Consider the following 18,696-nt stretch of genomic DNA (forward strand, 5'->3'; position numbering starts at 1 on the left):
TCCCATTCACGAAAAGGAGAGAGACCTACGATGAAAAACGTATCGATGCTGATCGGCGGCGAGCAGACACAGGCGCGCAACGGCGCGGCCTTCGAGCGCCGCAATCCGCTCGACGGCGAAGTCGCGACGCGCGCGCCGGCCGCGACCGTCGAAGATGCCGTCGCCGCCGTCGATGCCGCCGCGGCCGCATTTCCGGTGTGGTCCGCGCTCGGACCGAGCGAGCGCCGCGCGCTGCTGACGAAGGCCGCGCACGCGCTCGAAGCGAAGGCCGACGCCTTCGCGGCCGCGATGGCCGCCGAGACCGGCGCGTCGGGCATCTGGGCCGGCTTCAACGTGCATCTCGCGGCGGCCGGGCTGATCGAGGCCGCCGCGTTGACCACGCAGATCGCCGGCGAACTGATTCCGTCCGACGTCCCCGGCAGTCTCGCGATGGGCGTGCGCCAGCCCGCGGGCGTCGTGCTCGGCATCGCGCCGTGGAACGCGCCGGTGATTCTCGCGGTGCGCGCGATCGCGCTGCCGCTCGCGTGCGGCAACACGGTCGTGCTTAAGGGCTCGGAGATCTGCCCGGCTACCCACGGCCTCATCATCGAGGCAATGCAGGAGGCGGGTCTGCCGCGCGGCACCGTGAACTTCGTGACCAATGCGCCGGCCGACGCCGCGCGCATCGTCGACGCGATGATCGGACACCCGGCCGTGCGTCGCGTGAACTTCACGGGCTCGACGCGCGTGGGCCGTCTGATCGCCGAAACGTGCGCGCGCAACCTGAAGCCCTGCGTGCTCGAACTAGGCGGCAAGGCGCCGCTCGTCGTGCTCGACGACGCCGACATCGGCGCCGCGGTCGATGCGGCCGTGTTCGGCGCGTTCGCGAATTCCGGGCAGATCTGCATGTCGACCGAGCGAATCATCGTCGACGACAGCATCGCCGATGCGTTCGTCGAGCGGCTCGCCGCGCGCTCGCGCGCGCTGCCACTCGGCGATCCGCGCAAGGGGCCGGTCGTGCTCGGCTCGGTAGTCGACATGAGCACGGTCGAGCGCTGCAACGCGCTGATCGACGACGCGCTCGCCAAAGGTGCGACGCTCGTGTGCGGCGGCAAGACCGAAACCACGCTGATGCCCGCGACGCTGCTCGATCGCGTGACGCCGGACATGCGCATCTATCACGACGAATCGTTCGGGCCGGTCAAGCCGATCGTGCGCGTGCGTGGCGAGGAAGCCGCAATCGCGTGTGCGAACGACAACGAATATGGCCTGTCGGCGGCGGTGTTCAGCCGCGACACGGCGCGCGCGCTGAACGTCGCTAAATGCATCGAGTCGGGCATTTGTCACGTGAACGGCCCGACCGTGCACGACGAAGCGCAGATGCCGTTCGGCGGCGTGAAGGCGAGTGGCTTCGGCCGCTTCGGCGGCAAGGCGGGGATCGCGGAATTCACCGATCTGCGCTGGGTCACGCTGCAAACGATGCCGCGTCACTATCCGTTCTGATGAGGAGCGTCGCGATGGGCTCGCTGTTCGGCGGCCAACTCGCCGAAGCGGGCCATCGCGTCGCACCGTACTGCCGACAACGAAAAAAAATCGAACAACGCGCGTGCAGCGCAAATAACGGAGACAGGTTCATGAGTTTCGTTCCTCCCGCTTCGGCCGCGGCCTCGACCGCGACCGCGCGTGACGACGCGGCGCTCGCCGGCATCGCGCGCGGCGGCAACACGGTCGACATCGGTCATGCACTCGACGACGGCCCCTACACGTTGCTGCAGAAAATCGCGGTGGTGCTCGCGGCGCTGTCGATCGTCGTCGACGGCTTCGACAGCCAGCTGATCGGTTTCGCGATTCCGATGCTGATCAAGGAGTGGGGCATTACGCGCAACGCGTTTGCGCCGGTGGTCGCATCGGGGCTGGTCGGCATGGGTATCGGCAGCGCGTTCGCGGGGCTGTTCGCCGATCGCTTCGGCCGCCGCTGGGCCGTGATCGGCAGCGTGTTCGTGTTCGGCCTGGCGACCTGCGCGATCAGTCTCGCGCCGAACGTCGCGGCCATTGCGGCGCTGCGCTTTATCGCGGGGCTCGGCATCGGCGGCGCGCTGCCGACATCGACGACGCTGACCGCCGAGTTCACGCCCGCGCGTTTTCGTACCTTCGCGGTGACGGCGACCATTCTGTGCGTGCCGCTGGGCGGTATGGTCGCCGGATTGTTCGCCGGGCAGGTGCTGCCGGTTTATGGCTGGCGCGGTCTGTTCGTAGCGAGTGGTGTGCTGCCGCTCGCGCTCGCCCTCGTCCTGCTCGCGGCGCTGCCGGAATCGCCGCGTTTTCTGGCACGCCGTCCGCATCGCTGGTTCGAACTCGTGAAGCTGCTGCGGCGCATGGCGCGCGACGTGTCGGCCGATGCGAGCTTCACCGATGTGCGCGAACAAAGCGCCGAGAAACACGTCGGCTTTGCCGCGCTGTTCCGCGATGGCCGTTCGCGCGACACCGTCGCGATCTGGGGCGCGTTCTTCATGTGCCTGCTCGCGGTGTATGCGGCGTTCAGCTGGCTGCCGTCGATGCTGACGAGTGAGGGTTTGAGCGTGTCGCTCGCGGGCTATGGCTTGAGCGCGTACAACCTCGGCGGCGTAATCGGCGCGGTGCTGTGCGCGCTGGCGATCGGGCGCTACGGCTCGCGCTGGCCGCTGCTGCTGTGCTGCGCGGGTGGCGTCGCGAGTGCATGGATGCTGCTCGGCGTCGGCGCGACGCAGCATACGGCGTTGATGATGGTCGGTCTCGGCTTGCACGGGCTGTTCGTCAATGCGGTGCAATCGACGATGTACGCGCTGTGCGCATACGTCTATCCGACCAGCGTGCGGGCCACGGGCACCGCGTCGGCACTCGCGTTCGGCCGCGTCGGCGCGATTCTGAGCGCATTCGCCGGTGCCGCGGTGATCACGGCCGGTGGCGCATCTGGCTATCTGCTGATGCTCGGTATCGCAATGGTCATCGTGCTGATCGCGCTGGCGGTGGTGCAGCGGCATATTCCGCGTCGAGGCGCCGAGAGCGCGCGCTGATCGACGCGACGTCGCTCGCGGTGCGTTCGTATCGCGAGGGACTTTTGCGCGCGATCCGATTTTCCCCTTTTGCAACAACCTGTTTCTCGCGCATCGCGGCGGTTTCCACTTGCCCAATGCACGAGCGACGCTATCAACCTTGCTGAATATAAACGGGCAACGCCACTGCATTCGCCGCGGGATCGCCGGCCGCATTGGTCGGCAAATACTGTGTCTGAAACGCGGTAAACATCGCGGCAAACCCATCGGCGCGCTGCACGATCACCGCGCCGTCCTGGAACGCGCCGTTTTCCTTGTAATGCGGGCCGCGCGGATTGCCCTGATTCATGTGAGTCTCGTGAAGACCGTCCTTCTTCGGCAGAAACAGAAAGCCGAACCCATAGACCACGATGCCCGCGGTGGTCGGTGTCCAGAAATCGCGGTTGTGCAACTGGCCGCTGCCGTTGTCGTAGGGCAGACTTTGCGACGGCTTGCTTTCGTCGATGGTCAGGATTTCGTCGATGATGTCGTTGACGTCGGCGCGGTTGCCGTTTTGATCCTCGTAGGGGACAGGCCGCATGCGGTGAATGTCGAGCAGGCTGCTGTCCTGGAAGTAATCGAGCCGCGGAAAGCCGCTCGTGTAGAGGCCGAGGTTCAGGGGCTGCAGTTTCGCGGTGAGTGGATCGGCGAAGTTCAGATCGGCATAGAAGTACACGTCGTCGTTACCGCTTGCGCCCGGTTGCGTCGACGCCGAATTGACGACGATGTTGAATGGCGTGTTGTCGTTGCCAGTCACCGTGATCACATAGTGCGGACTGCCTATATACGAATCTTTGAAAGGCGCCGCGCGCAGCAGTTTTCCCTTGAACATGCAGTATTCGTTCATGACTGAATGACCTTCTCGAAGTTGACGAACGGAAAGCGACGTATCCAAGCATACGGTGCTACGCGTCGATAAACAACCGCGCCCGCTGTCATACGGTTGCAATGTTTATCCTGACGCTATTGCGGTGTGCGAGCAATGATCAACGAGCCGTATCGAACCGGTCGCCCACCGAGCCCATTCGACCAGCGCTTCGGTCACATCGTCGGGACGCTCCATCGTACACATGTGACCGCTTCGTTCTATCACGCGAAGCTCCGAGCCACGAATCTGCGCATGCATTTCCTCGTGACGCGCCAACGGACGGTTTTGTCGCGTTAAGACGGGAGAGGTAGTATTCGAACCTGACAAATATGCTTTGGCTGGCCGATGAAGAAGACCCAAACACCGCGAAAGACGCTTGCTGCGGGCATCACCCGAGTGCTAAAGCGCCTTCACTTTCCGCTCGAAGTGATGTTGCTGTGCGTGCGGTGGCACGTCGCCTACTCACTGAGTTTGCGCAATCTCGAAGAAATGATGGCCGAGCGCGGTATTGAGGTTGATCATTCCACGGTGCATCGTCGGGTGATCAAGTTGGTGCCGCTGTTCGAGAAGACGTTCCGTAAGCACAAGCAGCCGGTAGGCAATAGCTGGCGGATGGACGAAACGTATATCAAAGTCAAAGGCTCACCGCTGCTTGACCCGTTGGCCTTACTGCGACAAAACCCTCGCGGCTTCCGCCGCAGCCTCGGGACGGGGAAGTCCCTTTCATTCTCTAGTCTCGCCGCTCGCCGCCGCAGATGCCACGAGCGACGCATAGCTGGAAGCGTAGTCAGCTCAGTCTGATTTTGGGCTGTACAAGGCTATTGATCTGTTCGGCGCTCCACATCAGTGCTGCCTTTCCGAAACCATGAAGCGCCTGCTGATGGCGGCGATAAAGCATCGCATGGCTCAATTGCGCGAAGCGTCCGCGTATGAAGCCACCGCGGAAGAAGCCAAAACTCCCTAACGTGCCAAATGCGCCATAGTCGCTGAGCGAAACCAGCGAGCCATAATCCCGGAACTTAAAGTCCGGCAATGGTTGGCCTGCGAGCCACGCCGGCAGATGGCGGGCCAGATGCTCAGCCTGCTGCGTTGCGACCTGCGCGGTAGGCGGCAACGGCCGTTCGTGATCCATCAGTGTCAGACTTGCGCAGTCGCCGAGTGCAAGAATATTGTCGTCGTGCGTCGACTGAAGCGTGGCTTTAACCACGACCTGGTTTGAACCCGTGGTTTCCATTCCCGCCATATTGTTCATGAAATCTGGCGCCCTGACGCCTGCGGCCCAGACCATGAGGTCGGCGCTGACGAGACGTCCGCCGTCGATCTCGAACCCGTTGCTTTGCGCTGCCATGACCCGCGTCGAGGTCTGCACACTAAAACCGATGTGCCTGAGCTGTTCTTCAGCGGATTCTGAAATCTTTGGCGGGAAAGAAGCAAGGACGCGCGGTCCGCTTTCAAGCAGCGTCAAGCTCAGTCGGCTGCGCAAGGTAGGGTCGCCGTAGCCCTCGGCAATCTCCAGTACGCGGCTTAACTCAGCGGAGAGCTCGACACCGGTCGCGCCTGCCCCAACAATCGCGACCCGGAGTCGTTCATCCTTCGCCACGGCGCGAAGCATCCGGTTGCGCAGGACCACGTTGAAAGCTTCGGCCTGTTTCTGGCTATCGATGAAGTGGCAGTGTTGCCTGACGCCAGGAATGCCGAAATCGTTCGCCTGACTGCCCACCGACAGCACCAGCACGTCGAAGGGAATGGTCCTGGCTTCGAGCACGAGTTCGCCCTCGGGCGTCCTCATCTCGTCAAGCAGCACTTCTTTGCGGGCAGGATCCAGTCCATACATGCGGCCTGGCTGCCATGCAAACCGGTGTGCGCTCGCGTGAGCGAGATAACTAACCTGCTGCTGGGACACATCGCGCGTGCCTGCCGCGATCGTATGGAGCATCGGTTTCCAGATATGGGTCTGGCTGCTGTCGATCAGCGTCACACAGGCTTCGTCGGAATGGGCGTAATAGTTGCCCAGCCTTGTCGCGAGCAGTATCCCGGCGATTCCACCGCCGACAATGACAATACGGATTGGGTGAGACATAACGGTTCCTGGTTGAACGGAGTTCGCCGGCCGACGCGAATGGACGACCGATGTACAGAATCAATGAGCCTTCGAGTTATCCGCGACCCGCGTGGGTTTCGGCGCAAGCCACACCGCCAGCGCCGCGAATCCGCCGCCGAGCGCGCGCTCTAGGGACACGTCCAGCGAGACATCATGACGACTCGCGCTTTCCCGTTTTCCCAAAAGCTCGTAAAAATACGTCCGTGCCGCGGCGTGTCCGCTCCTTGATTTCCCTATCGGTTGCCCGCTTCACAACTCCGAATAGGATGCGCGCGTGCAGATCACCTGCCCACAGGCTCACCAGGTCGTGGGCCGCCAGCTCCGGCGAGTCGACGATCAGTTCATTGCGCGCCGCGGCCTCGCTGATGATACCGGCCAGTACCGCCACAGTCCGCCCCGGTCCTGCATCGTAAAAGCGTGTCCTTAGCGGCAGGTCTTGGCGGCCGGTCGGCAGCGCGTGCGCCATGCCAGCAACATGGACACTGACGATGGTCTTCAGGAATGCGGCGCCGATGGCAGACAGCCGTTCCCGTAAGGGTAAATTTTCGGAACTCGCGGGCGGCAGTACCTGGAGCATCCGGTCCGAAACGTCACGCACGACTGCCTCGAATAACGCTTCCTTGTCCGAGAAATGGCTATAGACCGTCATCTTTGACACCCCCGCCTCTGCGGCGACGGCCTCCATGGTTACGGTGTCGTAGCGCTGCCCGGAGAACAGCCTCTTTGCCGCTTCCACAATGGACGTGTGCTTGGCGGCATCTTTCGGGCGACCGACGCGGCTCTCTGGCGAACTTTTCTGCACGTAATAACTCCTCCTTGCGATTACTGTACTTTATAGTCTAGCATAACTGTTGCTGTACTGATTGGTATAGAAGCACATGCGGACAACAAAGACTAGCAAAAACATTCATGCGAAGTACAACGGCCGCCCATCGATAGCGCAGGAGCGAGCCGCTCCGCTTGCGTCTCTGTCATTGGCCCCACATGTGACGTTCAGCTGCAGCGGCGGGGGACAATGCGCGTGCGCGTCTAGTAACCCGTTCCGCTGACTCTATTCTCGAAAAGCTACAGAGACTTTCTGCGCGAATCAGCGGAACGGAACACTAGCTGCGTGCCTGTCGCGCCGGCTTTGCACCAGTACATCGAACACCGTGCCATGCTGATCCACACGCAGTCGCGTAAGTCTCTTGCTGCGCTCATCGGCCCGTGCTATTTCGCTGATTGCGCGATCGTATCCGGCGAGCCGGGATTCGATGTTGCCGGCGTGTCGAGCAGGTCACCGATGCATGGTCTGGCCGAGCCGGGTAACGCATCGAGATGCGCCGGGATTTCTCTTCGCATACGCCCGGGGCTCTGCGGTAGCACCGAGCCGAATTGGGAGAGCAGGCCAGTCAGAGGAGCCGGGTAACCCCCTCGGATCGCAGCCAGTTTTGATTAACTAACCTTCACGTTTGGGATGCGTAAACGCGCTGACCGACCAGATATCGTGATGGCACGCATTCGTGTCGTCGGGCATCGGGCTCGCATAGTCGATGACGACGGCGGTTTGTGATTTCTTAAAGTCGCGATAACCTGGAGCTCGATATGAACAGCCGATTCAAACTAACCTCAATCATCGCCTTGATGATAATTAGCGTATCCGCGAGCGCAGCGGAAAAATTCTCGGCAGAGGAATGTCACTCGTATCCCTTTGTAGCGGCCAAAGCGGGGATAACACATGGCGACATCATGCGGGAATTGTCGGAGCTCGAATCGGTTGGATACCAACCGGCCAGAAATGATCCGCAGTATCCGAACCAACTCACGCAGGCGGAGGAGCGCCTGCATGCAAAGTTCGTTGCCGATTGCGCCCCGGCACCGCAGGCGTCCGCAAAGGGGAACCAGGACGCCCCGGCAAGCTCCTGACCTGTTGGCTCGGCCCACGCCCGCGCCAATTGCCTGGCGAGCTGCTATCTGAGTAAGGATTGCGAGCTTTAGTCTTGCGAATTTGATTCGCGCTACGCCCGGCCTCTAAAAATTCCGATTTCAGGGTCTGCACATCGCAGCCTCGTCGCCCACGGCATGACCTTCTGTCACGCGCCGTCATGGGCGAGGCGCGCTGCCCGAACCTTATCCGAAAGGAGCATTGAATTGATAACGAAAGAAAGAAAATCTGACAGCGACCACGATGATCCCGATCGCTCACGACGAAAGATGATTGTTGGCGGCGGCGTGGCCGCAGCCGGCATGTTGCTGTCAGGCGTCGCGCAGGCTCGGAAGTCGCCCGGCGGCGCTCCGTCGATGGACGGGCTGCCCGTGCCAGTGCCGCCGGCGGATAAGACGGCCGGGCCGATCATCGCTGGCCGAGATTCCAGGTTGCAGGGACGCGTTGCGGTCGTCACCGGGGCGGCCCGCGGCATCGGTCGCGCCATTGCGGTCGAGTTCGCGGCAAATGGAGCGGACGTCATTGCGCTCGACATCTCGGGACCGGTCAGTACCGCCTCTGATGCGGCACCCGCCACGCCGCAAGAGCTTGCTGAGACAGTCAGGATGATCCAGGCGTATGGGCGCCGTGCCGAAGGTATTCGCGCAGACGTCCGCGACCTCGGCGCGTTGCGCGCCGCCGCTAATCGCATCGAACAGCGTTACGGAAAGATCGATATCGTGGTAGCCAACGCCGCCATTCAGTACTGGAAGCCACTTCTGGACCTCCAGGACACCGAGTGGACGGACGTCATCGACAATAACCTGAACGGGACCGCGAATACTATCCGAGCATTCGCACCCATGATGGTGAAGCGCAACTATGGCCGCATCATCGTGGTTTCTTCGATGCAGGGACGGCACGGTACGAAAGACGCAGCAAGTTATGCGGCGTCCAAGTGGGGCATCTTTGGGCTGATGAAGTCGGCGGCCCTCGAACTCGGTCGCTACAACATTACAGTCAACGCCGTGGTACCGGGGCTCGTCGCCACCGCTTTGACGCTGTACGAAAAGCGACTGACCGAAAGCGTCGGTGAGACCGGCTACCACAAACCGAACGGTTTCCTGACGCCGCAGGAGGCGTGGGACCGCCGCGCGGCAACGATGCCGCTTGGAGTCGGGTGGGTGCAGCCGGAAGACATCTCGCCTGCGGCGGTATATCTTGCCTCGGATGCCGCCGCGATGGTCACCGGCTCCGAAATCGAAGTTACGGGCGGCGACAGCGCGAAAAGCCTATAGCGTGAATTGTGACTCGCTCCGCCTCTCAAGCAGGGCGTCGATGCCCCCAATTCCTCAAGGGATGTTCGCGCCGATCGATTTTTGTGCCGGGTGGAGACCACTCTGACGCATGACCTGTTATGGATAAGCGTAGGTTTAGAGTCACGCATTCCCGACCGACGCATTCTTAAGCAATGAAACCCCGTGATTCATAGTGGTTGCCGCGTTGGCGGCGATCTGCGGCTTCGCTGAGCCATTAACAACGGCCCAGCCGGCACAAGTGCCGCTCGCCTATATCCGGCACAGGAAAGATAAGAAGAGACAGGGTGTGGGCCCACGCACGGTGTCGGGTTGGCGGCGCGCGCATCACTGGTTGGCTGAAACCCTCGGCGGCAGGCTGCCAGTCGAACGCCTGCTCGAAGACGCGATCCAGTACGCGAAGCACGGCATGCCGTGATGCAGCTTCATGGGCTCGCTCGCGGTTGGATCAGTATTGGTGCGATACCCGCCGCACCGCCGCGTCGTTTGCGGCCACCACCAGGCGGCTAATCCCATTTCGCGGCAGGGAATGACTGAACGCTATCTCGCCCAGCACTCTGTGGAGCGCTGGGCTCAAACGTCATCGTTCGTATTGCGTGCGATAGCTCGCCACGTCAGAAGCGATGGATCATGGCGACGCGATAGACCATCTGGTTCTGGCTGCTAGACATGCCGGCCGCGGCGGGGATTTGAGCATAGTCGAAGTCAGTGCCGGTGTGCGCGCTGACGACGTGTTGGTAGGCACCCTGCACATAGACCGATGTGCTCTTGCTCAGGTCGTAGTCAAGCGTGAGACCGACCTGATGCCACTTGGGAGTAAAGGAACCGCTGGTGGAGTGAAGGTGCGCGATCGTAAACGTGTAAGCCGCTCCAAGCCACAGGTCCGGTCGGAAGAAGTACTGCTCGTTTGCTTCGAAGTTGTCGAATTTCCAGGAATTCCATGTCCCGCCGGAGGGCCCGCTCTGGGACGTGAAATACGAGTTGAAAGTCGGGTCGTACACGTCGACGTGCGAATAGGCGAGTCCGGCCAGCGAATGCGCAAAGCGGTAAGTCGCGGCCACGCCGATGTCCTGCTGCGACGAGCCGGCAAACAGCGTGTCGCCGGAAACCGCGCCGCTGGCGTTTGCACCGGGGTTGTCGAGCTTAAGATAGGAAGCCGCCGCCGTTAAGCCACCGTTCTGGTAGTTCAACGTCGCGCCCCAGGTGCGGTTATTCGCGAACCCGCCCGCCTGGTTGCTAAAACCGTACATCGCTTCGCCAGTCAGGCCGCGGTATGTCGGGCTCACATACTTGACAACGTTGTTGACGCGGAAATCCCAGTCCGCGTTGTCGTTGTCGAACGGATGCGAGTTCACATCGCCAGCATAATTTCCGGCCGCGGTAAGGCCGCCGAAGCCAAGCTCGTCGACGCTCGTATCGTACTGACGGCCGAACGTGACGGTGCCGTACTGATCGGACGACAATCCTACGTACGCCTGCCGGCCGAACAGACGCCCGCCCTGGCCTGCCTGTCCACTGTTTGTATCGAAGCCGCTTTCCAGCTTGAATATCGTTTTCAGACCGCCACCGAGATCTTCCTCGCCTCGCAAGCCCCAACGGCTCCCGTACGTGTCACCGCTTTTCATTTGATACGTGGCGTGTCCGTTTGCGTTGCTCGTGAAGTTGAGGCCCTCATCGAGAAGCCCATAGAGCGTCACGCTCGATTGTGCGTGCGCGACGCCGGTGACCAGCGTCAAGGAGGCGAAAGCCGCCCACGTCAAGTTCGTCTTTTTCATTTTGACTCGCTATTTAAGGATTGTCCGCATGATGTTGCCAGGAGCCGCAGACGATCGACTCGAGACTGCCTACGCAATTTCGGTCGCTCGACTCGAAAGGCGAAGCAAGTCTAGGCAGCGAGAATTGCCACCGTTCACAAGGAAATGAAATCGAGCATTCAGGAAAGTTGAACAAAGCGCGTGAGTCGTTCTCGGCGTGGAAAGTGCCGGCAGACAGACGTGTTGGGGGGGCACATGCCGTTGTATTTGGCTACCCCCCGCTTGACTTACTTTTTTTAGCGTTGGTGTCGGCGCGAAGCAAAACTAAAAAAGACTTCATCAACGTGGAGCGGGGACTTTAGGGGAAGCGAGCAATGATGCATCCATCGTTCAACCATGGACATTGCGTCATGAACCAGCTTCAGGCTATGCGCGTCTTCACCCGTGTGGTCGGCCTCGGCAGTTTCAATCTGGCGGCCAAGCAGCTTGGCGTGTCAGCGGCATCGGTCACGCGCAGCATTGGCTTGCTGGAAGCTCATCTGCACACACGCTTGATCAACCGGACTACGCGCACGCTGTCGCTAACCGAGGCAGGTCGCGATTATCTCGAAGGCTGTCGCGTGATTATCGAGCAGTTGGACGAAATGGAAACGTCCCTCGTGCAGTCGACCCGGGAGTTGCGCGGGGCGCTCCGGATTGCAAGCGTGGCAACCTTCGCTGACGCCGGACTCGTACGCCTGGTTGCCGCCTACCGCGAGTTGCATCCTGGCGTGTCTTTCGAGGTAACGACTTTCGATGTCCATATCGACATGGTCGAAGGTGGCTTCGATCTCTGCTTCTCGGACGATCCCGGGCTATTCAGCTCAGCGCTCGTTTGCCGGCCGCTTCTGCGTATCCCGCAGATTGTCGTCGCATCGCCTCAGTACCTGTCCAGGCACGCCACGCCAGTTGCCCCCGCGGATCTGACCCGACACACGCTGCTGTACCGGCAAGGAAGCGGCGCTCGCTGCTGGGAGTTCGTGGATCGTAACGGGGTTTCACGCGTCACCGCATCTGCCGGGATTGCGTCGTCCAGCTATGCGATGCTGAAGTCCGCATGCATGCATCACTTGGGAATCGCCTTGTTACCTCGTTCGATCGTTGAATCGGAATTGCGACGCGGCGCGCTTGTCGAGCTATTCGAACAGTTCAGTGTCGGCAGCGGCGCGCGAAATCTTTGCGCGTTGTATTCGTCGCCGGGCCTGTTGTCGAGGAGGGTGCGAAGCTTCGTAGACTTTGCGGTGGACCACTACCGCGCAATGGATCGTACGTCATCGCTTAAGGCGGTCGCTTGAACTTCAAGCCACCGTCTTTCAATGAGGCCTTGCGGCAAGCTCCGCACTGCACCTGACAACTGCGCGTCCAGCCGGCTGCGTGAGAGGTGCCTAGTTCTTCACGGCAATTCAGGTGATCGCTGAGCCGCATCACGCTTCAAACGCCGCCTGTCTGCCGTTCGCCATGCCACCAGGCCGATGCACTGTACGTGGAGCGGTTTCCGCGAGAGGAAGTCGCAAAGCCCCGCCGCGGGCAGCAATGCGTACAAGCGTCCCCGAGCTCTCCCGTGCTGCCTCGAGCTCTCGTCCATACGAGTCTCGCTAACTAAAAGTTCCTTAATGTTCGAGGTAGAACCCTGTTAGCGCCCTACGTTCAGAATCCCCTCATAAACATGCGTGCCATACATCAAGCGCATACCGATGCCTGCGCGCGATGACCATGCGCTTTCCTGAATGGAGCTGTTCAGATGTTGAAACTGGTCAGGCTGGCGTTGACGCGGCCCTATACGTTCATCGTGCTCGCGATGCTCATTCTACTCTTGGGCCCTTTATCGGCATTGCGCACGCCGACGGACATTTTTCCCGACATACGCATTCCGGTGATTAGCGTCGTATGGAGCTATACGGGACTACAGCCTGACGACATGGCGGGCAGAATCGTTACCTATTACGAACGCACGCTCGGCACGACAGTTAACGATGTCGCGCATATTGAATCCCAGTCGTTCACGGGTTACGGCATCGTCAAGATATTTTTCCAGCCAACGGTCGACATCCGGACCGCGACGGCTCAGGTCGCATCGATCTCGCAGACCGTGCTTAAGCAGATGCCGCCCGGCACGACTCCGCCGCAAATTCTCAATTACAACGCGTCAACTGTTCCTGTATTGCAGTTAGCGTTGACAAGCGACACGCTCGACGAACAGCAACTCGCTGACTACGCGACAAACGCGATTCGCCCGCAATTGCTGAGTGTGCCGGGCGTCGCTATTCCGACGCCATACGGCGGAAAGACGCGAGAGGTCCAGATCGACCTTGATCCAAAAGCGTTGCAGGCGAGAAAGCTGTCGGCGGAAGACGTCGCGGCGGCGCTTGCCCGGCAGAACCAGATCATCCCTGCCGGTACGCAGAAGGTTGGTGCATTCCAGTACAACGTCAAGCTGAACAATAGTCCAGTGGACCTGCAGGAGCTGAATGCGCTACCTGTGAAGGAGGACGGCGACGCGACCATCTACATTCGCGATGTCGCGCACGTACGGGACGGATATCCGCCGCAAACCAATATTGTCCGGGTTGACGGCCGCCGCGCGGTTCTGATGAGTATTCTCAAGAACGGCTCTGCTTCGACACTCGACATCATTTCTGGCGTCAAGGCGAAATTGCCGCTCGTCGAAGCTTCGCTTCCCCCGCAATTGAAGCTCGTTACGATGGGCGACCAGTCAAAGTTCATCAAGGGCGCGGTGAGCGGCGTGGTGCGCGAAGGCGTCATTGCGGCGGCCCTCACGTCGGCCATGATCCTGCTTTTCCTCGGCAGTTGGCGCTCGACGATTATCATCGCGGCGTCGATTCCGCTAGCCTTGCTCGCGGCAGTTGCGGCGCTTTCGCTGATGGGCGAGACGCTGAATGTGATGACGCTAGGCGGACTCGCGCTAGCGGTCGGAATACTTGTCGACGATGCCACAGTCACCATCGAAAACATCAACTGGCACCTTGAACAGGGGAAAGACGTCCAGCGGGCAATCATGGATGGCGCGCAGCAGATCGTCACGCCCGCACTGGTTTCATTGCTGTGCATCTGCATTGTGTTCGTTCCGATGCTGTTGCTCGATGGCATTGCGCGGTTTCTTTTCGTGCCGATGGCGGAAGCCGTGATGTTTGCGATGATCGCTTCGTTCATTCTGTCGCGCACGTTTGTGCCGATGATGGCGCAGTACCTGCTCGCGCCTCATGCATCGGGCGGACATGCAAGCGGAGAGCTCGCCGCGATAATCGATCCTCATGGCAGCATGTCGAAAGGTCCAACGTCGCGCAATCCGTTCATTCGCTTCCAGCGTGGCTTCGAGCGACGCTTCGAGCGCGTGCGCGGTGTGTATCGTGTGCTTCTCGGGCTTGCGCTGACGCGCCGAAAGCGCTTTGTCGTTGGAGTACTCGCCGTCGTATGCGTGTCGTTCGTGCTTGCACCGTGGCTCGGACGCAATTTCTTTCCCGACATCGACGCGGGCGAAATCGCACTGCATGTACGCGCACCGGTTGGGACGCGCATCGAGAATACGGCAAGCATTCTCGATCACGTTGAAAACACCATTCGCCAGGTAGTTCCGCCCGATCAACTGAGGAGCGTGGTCGACAATATCGGCTTGCCAGTCAGCGGTATCAGCCTGGCATACGACAACAGCGGCACCATCGGTTCGCAGGACGGCGACATCATGATCTCGCTGGGCGAGAATCACGCGCCAACGGCTCAATATGTGACAAAGCTGCGCGAAGTGCTGCCGCACGCGTTTCCCGGTACGACTTTCTCTTTCTTACCGGCGGACATCGTTAGCCAGATCCTGAATTTCGGCGCACCGGCACCGATCGACCTTCAGGTCGCTGGGCCGGATCAGGCAGGAAATCATCGGTATGCGAACGAACTGTTGCGACGCGTGCGGATGATATCCGGCATTGCCGATAGCCGCATTCAGCAGGCGGTCACTTACCCGCAATTCACAATCGCGGTGAACCGCTCTCACGCGGGACGACTCGGCATTAGCGAAGAGGATGTGACGGACTCCGTCGTCGCAATGCTCGCGGGTACGAGCCAGGTGGCGGCCACCTACTGGCTCGATCCGAACAATGGGGTTTCGTATCCGATCGTCGCGCAAACCCCCGAATACTGGATGGCATCGCTGTCCAGTCTCGAGAACCTGCCGATAACGGACGCGAGCGGCAAGTCGCAATTATTGGGCGGTGTTGCGAGCATCGAGCGCGGCGTCGGCAGCGCGGTGGTATCGCATTACAACATCGAGCCGCTGTTTGATATTTACGCCACTCCGCAGGGCCGCGATCTGGGTGCGGTCGCGAGCGACATCGACGGCATCGTGCGTGCCACAGCGAAAGATGTGCCCAAGGGCTCGACGGTCACACTGCGCGGTCAGGTGCAGACCATGAATAGCGCATTTACTGGGCTGTTACTCGGCCTCGTCGGTGCAATCGTGCTCATCTATCTGCTCATCGTCGTCAACTTTCACTCGTGGGGCGACGCCTTTGTGATCGTCTCGGCGTTGCCTGCGGCGCTGGCTGGCATCGTGTGGATGCTGTTTGCGACGCACACGCCGCTGTCGGTGCCTGCTCTCACTGGCGCCATCCTCTGCATGGGTGTGGCAACCGCGAACAGCGTGCTGGTCGTTAGCTTCGCACGCGAACGGCTCGCGATGACTCACGACGCACTGCGAGCGGCCTTCGAAGCGGGCTTCGCGCGGTTTCGCCCTGTGTTGATGACGGCACTCTCGATGATCATCGGCATGGCTCCGATGGCGCTGGGTCTCGGCGACGGCGGCGAGCAGAACGCACCGCTCGGGCGAGCCGTGATTGGTGGCCTGATCTGCGCAACCTGCGCCACCTTGCTGTTCGTTCCCGTCGTTTTCAGTCTGGTGCACCGGCGCGACGCCGCCCCACCAGACGCTGGGCCGAGCGAACCACAACGCGAGTCACACGACCATTCATCTTCCGAACCTGGAGTCATCCATGTCAACTGACATCGACATAGCAGCGCCGCGGCGGCTGCGGCCTCTCAAACTCGCAGGAGTTGTCGCTCTGCTGGCTGCCGCAGCGGTTGCAGCGACCGGCATCGCAACGCGCATCCATGCAAAGGAGCAGATGGCCAAATGGTCGGCCGCGCAGGCGATTCCAACGGTCGTCGCCAACCCGCCGTTGCATGATAGTTCTGCGCAGGTGCTAGTCTTACCAGGCCAATTGTCGGCCTACGTGAAGGCACCGATCTATGCGCGCGTGTCCGGTTATCTGCATGCGTGGTATGCAGACATTGGCGCGCACGTGAAGGCCGGGCAGTTGCTGGGCGAAATCGATACACCCGATCTCGATCAGCAACTCGCTCAGGCACGTGCCGATCTGCGCACCTCACAGGCGAACGAAACGCTCGCGGCATCCACGTCGCGCAGGTGGACCCAGATGCTGCAGCAGGACTCCGTATCGCAGCAGGAGACAGACGAAAAGACGAGTGACCTTGCGGCAAAGCAGGCGATGGTGGCTGCGAACCAGGCGAATGTTGCGCGGCTGGAGGCCCTCGAATCGTTCAAACGGATCACCGCACCTTTCGATGGGGTCGTGACCGCGCGAAAGACCGATGTCGGCGCGTTGATCAGCGCGGGCGGCGGCAACGGACCGGAGTTGTTCACCGTCTCCGACGCACGGCAACTGCGCGTGTACGTCAGCGTGCCGCAGAACGAAGCCGCCGTGATCCGGCCCGGCCTGGTCGCGAGTCTGGCCGTGCCTGAACGCCCCGGCATGCAGTTCTCCGCAAAGCTTGTCGACACGGACGACTCCATCACGCCCTCTTCGGGGACGCTGCTGGTGCAATTGGCAGTCGACAATTCCAGCGGCGTGCTGATTCCGGGCGAATACACCGAAGTTCATTTCGAACTGCCCACGGACAACCATGCGATGACAATTCCTGCTAGCGCGCTGATGTTCCGGGAAAGCGGTTTGCAAGTGGCGGTGGTCGGTCCGGGCAATCGCGCAATGCTGAAGCGGGTGAGCGTCGCGACCGACCTGGGTACCAGGATTGTGATTGCATCGGGTTTGGCTGCCACCGACCGGGTGATCGACAACCCGCCTGACTCGTTGGCAAACGGCGATCCAGTGCGACTTGCTTCGACATCCGCGACAACCGCGCTGACACAGCACAATGAAGCGGAGCGCAGTCATGGTTAGGCGTCGCGTATGCGCGGTTCTGATTGCCGCAGCGCTCGTGAGCGGGTGTTCGTTCGCGCCGCCGTATCAGGTACCGCCGTCGGCCATGCCGAGCGCGTTCAAGGAGGCGCGCGGATGGCAACTCGCGCAGCCTGCCGACCGTATGCCGCGCGGTGAGTGGTGGACTGTGTATCGCGATCCTGTCCTCGATGAACTGGAAAGCAAGGTGGCCAGCGCTAATCCCGACCTGGCTGCGGCGATTGCTCGGCATGACCAGGCGCAAGCGTATCTGGACCAGGCTCGCGCTGGCCTCTTTCCCACCATCGGCGCTTATGCGCAGTTCTCACGCTCGCGTCAGTCCGACAACCGGCCATTGAGGGGCGCTACTCAACCAGCGCTCTACAATTCGGCGACTGTCGATGCCGGCCTCAACTATGACCTCGATCTATGGGGAAAGGTGCGCAATGAGGTTGCCGCGGGCAAGGCGGCCGAGCAGGCGAGCCAGTACGACATCGAGTCATTGCGACTGAGTTTGCAGGCAAAGCTTGCTGAGGCGTATTTCCATCTGCGTGGTCTCGATCAACAGCAGGAATTGCTGGCGGATACCGTTCGCACATATGAGCATGCATTGCAGTTGACTGAGAGCCGGCACGGTGGAGGTATCGCATCCGATCTCGATGTGTCTCGTGCTCAAACCCAACTTGAATCGGCAAGGGCGTCAGTTGAAGATGTGTCGGCACGAAGGGCCTTGTACGAGCATGCGATCGCGACTATTGCGGGAGAAGCGGCTTCAAGATTCTCTCTAGCGCCCGCCGTCGCCCCGACGTATTTGCCGTCGATCCCAGTTGGAGTGCCTCTCGCGCTGCTGCAACGTCGGCCCGATATCGCGGCTGCCGAGCGCCACGTCGCCCAGGCGAACGCGCAGATTGGCGTCGCCAAAGCAGCTTTTTTCCCGGATGTGTCGTTAGGTCTTGATGGCGGATATCAAAGCACAACTTTATCCCCGTGGCTGGCAGCGCCTAACGAGATGTGGTCGATCGGTCCGAGCCTGCTGGTGACCCTGTTCGACGGCGGCCGGCGAGCGGCCGTCACGCGGCAGGCGCAGGCAAAGCTGGCAGAAAATGGTGAAAAGTACAAGGCGACGGTGCTGCTGGCGGTACAGCAGGTGGAAGATCAGCTTTCGCAGTTGCATTACCTGGGCAACGAGTCCGCGAAAGAAGGACGCGCGCTTTCGGCTGCGCAGCGTACGCTCGAGTTGTCGATGTCGCGGTATCGCGATGGCGTCGTGAGTTATCTGGATGTGGTCACTGCGCAGGCAATGGAACTCGAAACGCAAACCTCGGTGCTGGATTTGCAAACTCGCGAGTTGATCGCCTCCGCTGCACTGATAGACGCGTTAGGAGGTGGATGGGCCAACGAACCCGCCGACACGCCCACGTCCACAACGACGAAGTGAACAGTCACGTTTCGCAGAACAGGA

At 61.0% G+C, this 18,696-nt stretch carries 13 protein-coding genes and 2 pseudogenes; 10 read left to right on the forward strand and 5 right to left on the reverse strand.

Features of this window, described 5'->3' with window-relative positions; genetic code table 11:
- The first annotated feature begins 30 nt into the window (after positions 1-30).
- A complete protein-coding gene (locus tag HDG39_RS18420) occupies positions 31-1,482 on the forward strand; it encodes an aldehyde dehydrogenase (protein WP_184007428.1) in 1,452 nt (483 codons plus the stop codon).
- A 131-nt stretch (positions 1,483-1,613) separates the two neighbouring features.
- Positions 1,614-3,032 (forward strand): MFS transporter, encoded by a 1,419-nt coding sequence (locus HDG39_RS18425; protein WP_184007430.1) that lies wholly within the window; start codon positions 1,614-1,616, stop codon positions 3,030-3,032.
- Positions 3,033-3,165: 133 nt separating this feature from the next.
- Here the strand turns inward: HDG39_RS18425 and HDG39_RS18430 are convergent, their stop codons facing one another.
- Complete coding sequence (locus HDG39_RS18430; RefSeq protein WP_026226323.1) at positions 3,166-3,897, reverse strand: DUF2278 family protein; 732 nt, start codon at positions 3,895-3,897, stop codon at positions 3,166-3,168.
- A gap of 366 nt (positions 3,898-4,263) precedes the next feature.
- On the opposite strand from HDG39_RS18430, the pseudogene HDG39_RS18435 reads away from it, so the two are divergent.
- Positions 4,264-4,560: pseudogene (locus tag HDG39_RS18435) on the forward strand (IS6 family transposase); the annotation flags it as partial.
- Positions 4,561-4,705: 145 nt separating this feature from the next.
- On the opposite strand, the gene HDG39_RS18440 reads toward HDG39_RS18435, so the two are convergent.
- The 3 genes and pseudogenes from HDG39_RS18440 to HDG39_RS35125 form a co-directional block, all read right to left on the reverse strand.
- Positions 4,706-5,998, reverse strand: coding sequence for an NAD(P)/FAD-dependent oxidoreductase (locus HDG39_RS18440; RefSeq protein WP_184007432.1), 1,293 nt, complete (start codon positions 5,996-5,998; stop codon positions 4,706-4,708).
- Positions 5,999-6,170: 172 nt separating this feature from the next.
- Positions 6,171-6,821: a TetR/AcrR family transcriptional regulator gene (locus tag HDG39_RS18445; protein ID WP_184007434.1), complete on the reverse strand. Its 651-nt coding sequence runs from the start codon at positions 6,819-6,821 to the stop codon at positions 6,171-6,173.
- A 366-nt stretch (positions 6,822-7,187) separates the two neighbouring features.
- Positions 7,188-7,414: pseudogene (locus HDG39_RS35125) on the reverse strand (IS110 family transposase); the annotation flags it as partial.
- A gap of 189 nt (positions 7,415-7,603) precedes the next feature.
- Here HDG39_RS35125 and HDG39_RS18450 point away from each other — a divergent pair.
- From HDG39_RS18450 to HDG39_RS35130, 3 genes are all read left to right on the forward strand, one after another.
- On the forward strand, positions 7,604-7,924 hold the full coding sequence (locus HDG39_RS18450; protein WP_018423331.1) for a DUF4148 domain-containing protein: 321 nt from the start codon (positions 7,604-7,606) through the stop codon (positions 7,922-7,924).
- A gap of 225 nt (positions 7,925-8,149) precedes the next feature.
- On the forward strand, positions 8,150-9,220 hold the full coding sequence (locus tag HDG39_RS18455) for an SDR family NAD(P)-dependent oxidoreductase (protein WP_184007436.1): 1,071 nt from the start codon (positions 8,150-8,152) through the stop codon (positions 9,218-9,220).
- Positions 9,221-9,527: 307 nt separating this feature from the next.
- Positions 9,528-9,656, forward strand: a complete 129-nt coding sequence (locus tag HDG39_RS35130; RefSeq protein ID WP_260328056.1) for a hypothetical protein — start codon at positions 9,528-9,530, stop codon at positions 9,654-9,656.
- A 196-nt stretch (positions 9,657-9,852) separates the two neighbouring features.
- Here HDG39_RS35130 and HDG39_RS18460 read toward each other — a convergent pair whose 3' ends face one another.
- Positions 9,853-11,013, reverse strand: coding sequence for a porin (locus tag HDG39_RS18460; protein WP_184007438.1), 1,161 nt, complete (start codon positions 11,011-11,013; stop codon positions 9,853-9,855).
- A gap of 389 nt (positions 11,014-11,402) precedes the next feature.
- Here HDG39_RS18460 and HDG39_RS18465 point away from each other — a divergent pair, with 389 nt between their 5' ends.
- The 4 genes from HDG39_RS18465 to HDG39_RS18480 all read left to right on the forward strand — a co-directional run bounded on the left by HDG39_RS18465 (position 11,403) and on the right by HDG39_RS18480 (position 18,672).
- Positions 11,403-12,326 carry a LysR family transcriptional regulator gene (locus tag HDG39_RS18465; RefSeq protein WP_184007440.1) on the forward strand — a complete coding sequence of 308 codons (924 nt, stop codon included), beginning with the start codon at positions 11,403-11,405 and terminating at the stop codon, positions 12,324-12,326.
- 446 nt (positions 12,327-12,772) lie between these two features.
- Entirely contained in the window at positions 12,773-16,042 is a 3,270-nt protein-coding gene (locus HDG39_RS18470; RefSeq protein WP_184007442.1) for an efflux RND transporter permease subunit, read from the forward strand.
- Positions 16,032-17,237 (forward strand): efflux RND transporter periplasmic adaptor subunit, encoded by a 1,206-nt coding sequence (locus tag HDG39_RS18475; RefSeq protein WP_184007444.1) that lies wholly within the window; start codon positions 16,032-16,034, stop codon positions 17,235-17,237. The genes HDG39_RS18470 and HDG39_RS18475 overlap by 11 nt, the downstream gene beginning before the upstream one ends.
- Positions 17,230-18,672: an efflux transporter outer membrane subunit gene (locus tag HDG39_RS18480; RefSeq protein ID WP_184007446.1), complete on the forward strand. Its 1,443-nt coding sequence runs from the start codon at positions 17,230-17,232 to the stop codon at positions 18,670-18,672. Before HDG39_RS18475 ends, HDG39_RS18480 begins: the two co-directional genes overlap by 8 nt.
- Positions 18,673-18,696 lie beyond the last annotated feature (24 nt).

It is taken from the genome of Paraburkholderia lebeckiae, from assembly GCF_014201005.1.
Classification (GTDB): domain Bacteria; phylum Pseudomonadota; class Gammaproteobacteria; order Burkholderiales; family Burkholderiaceae; genus Paraburkholderia; species Paraburkholderia tuberum.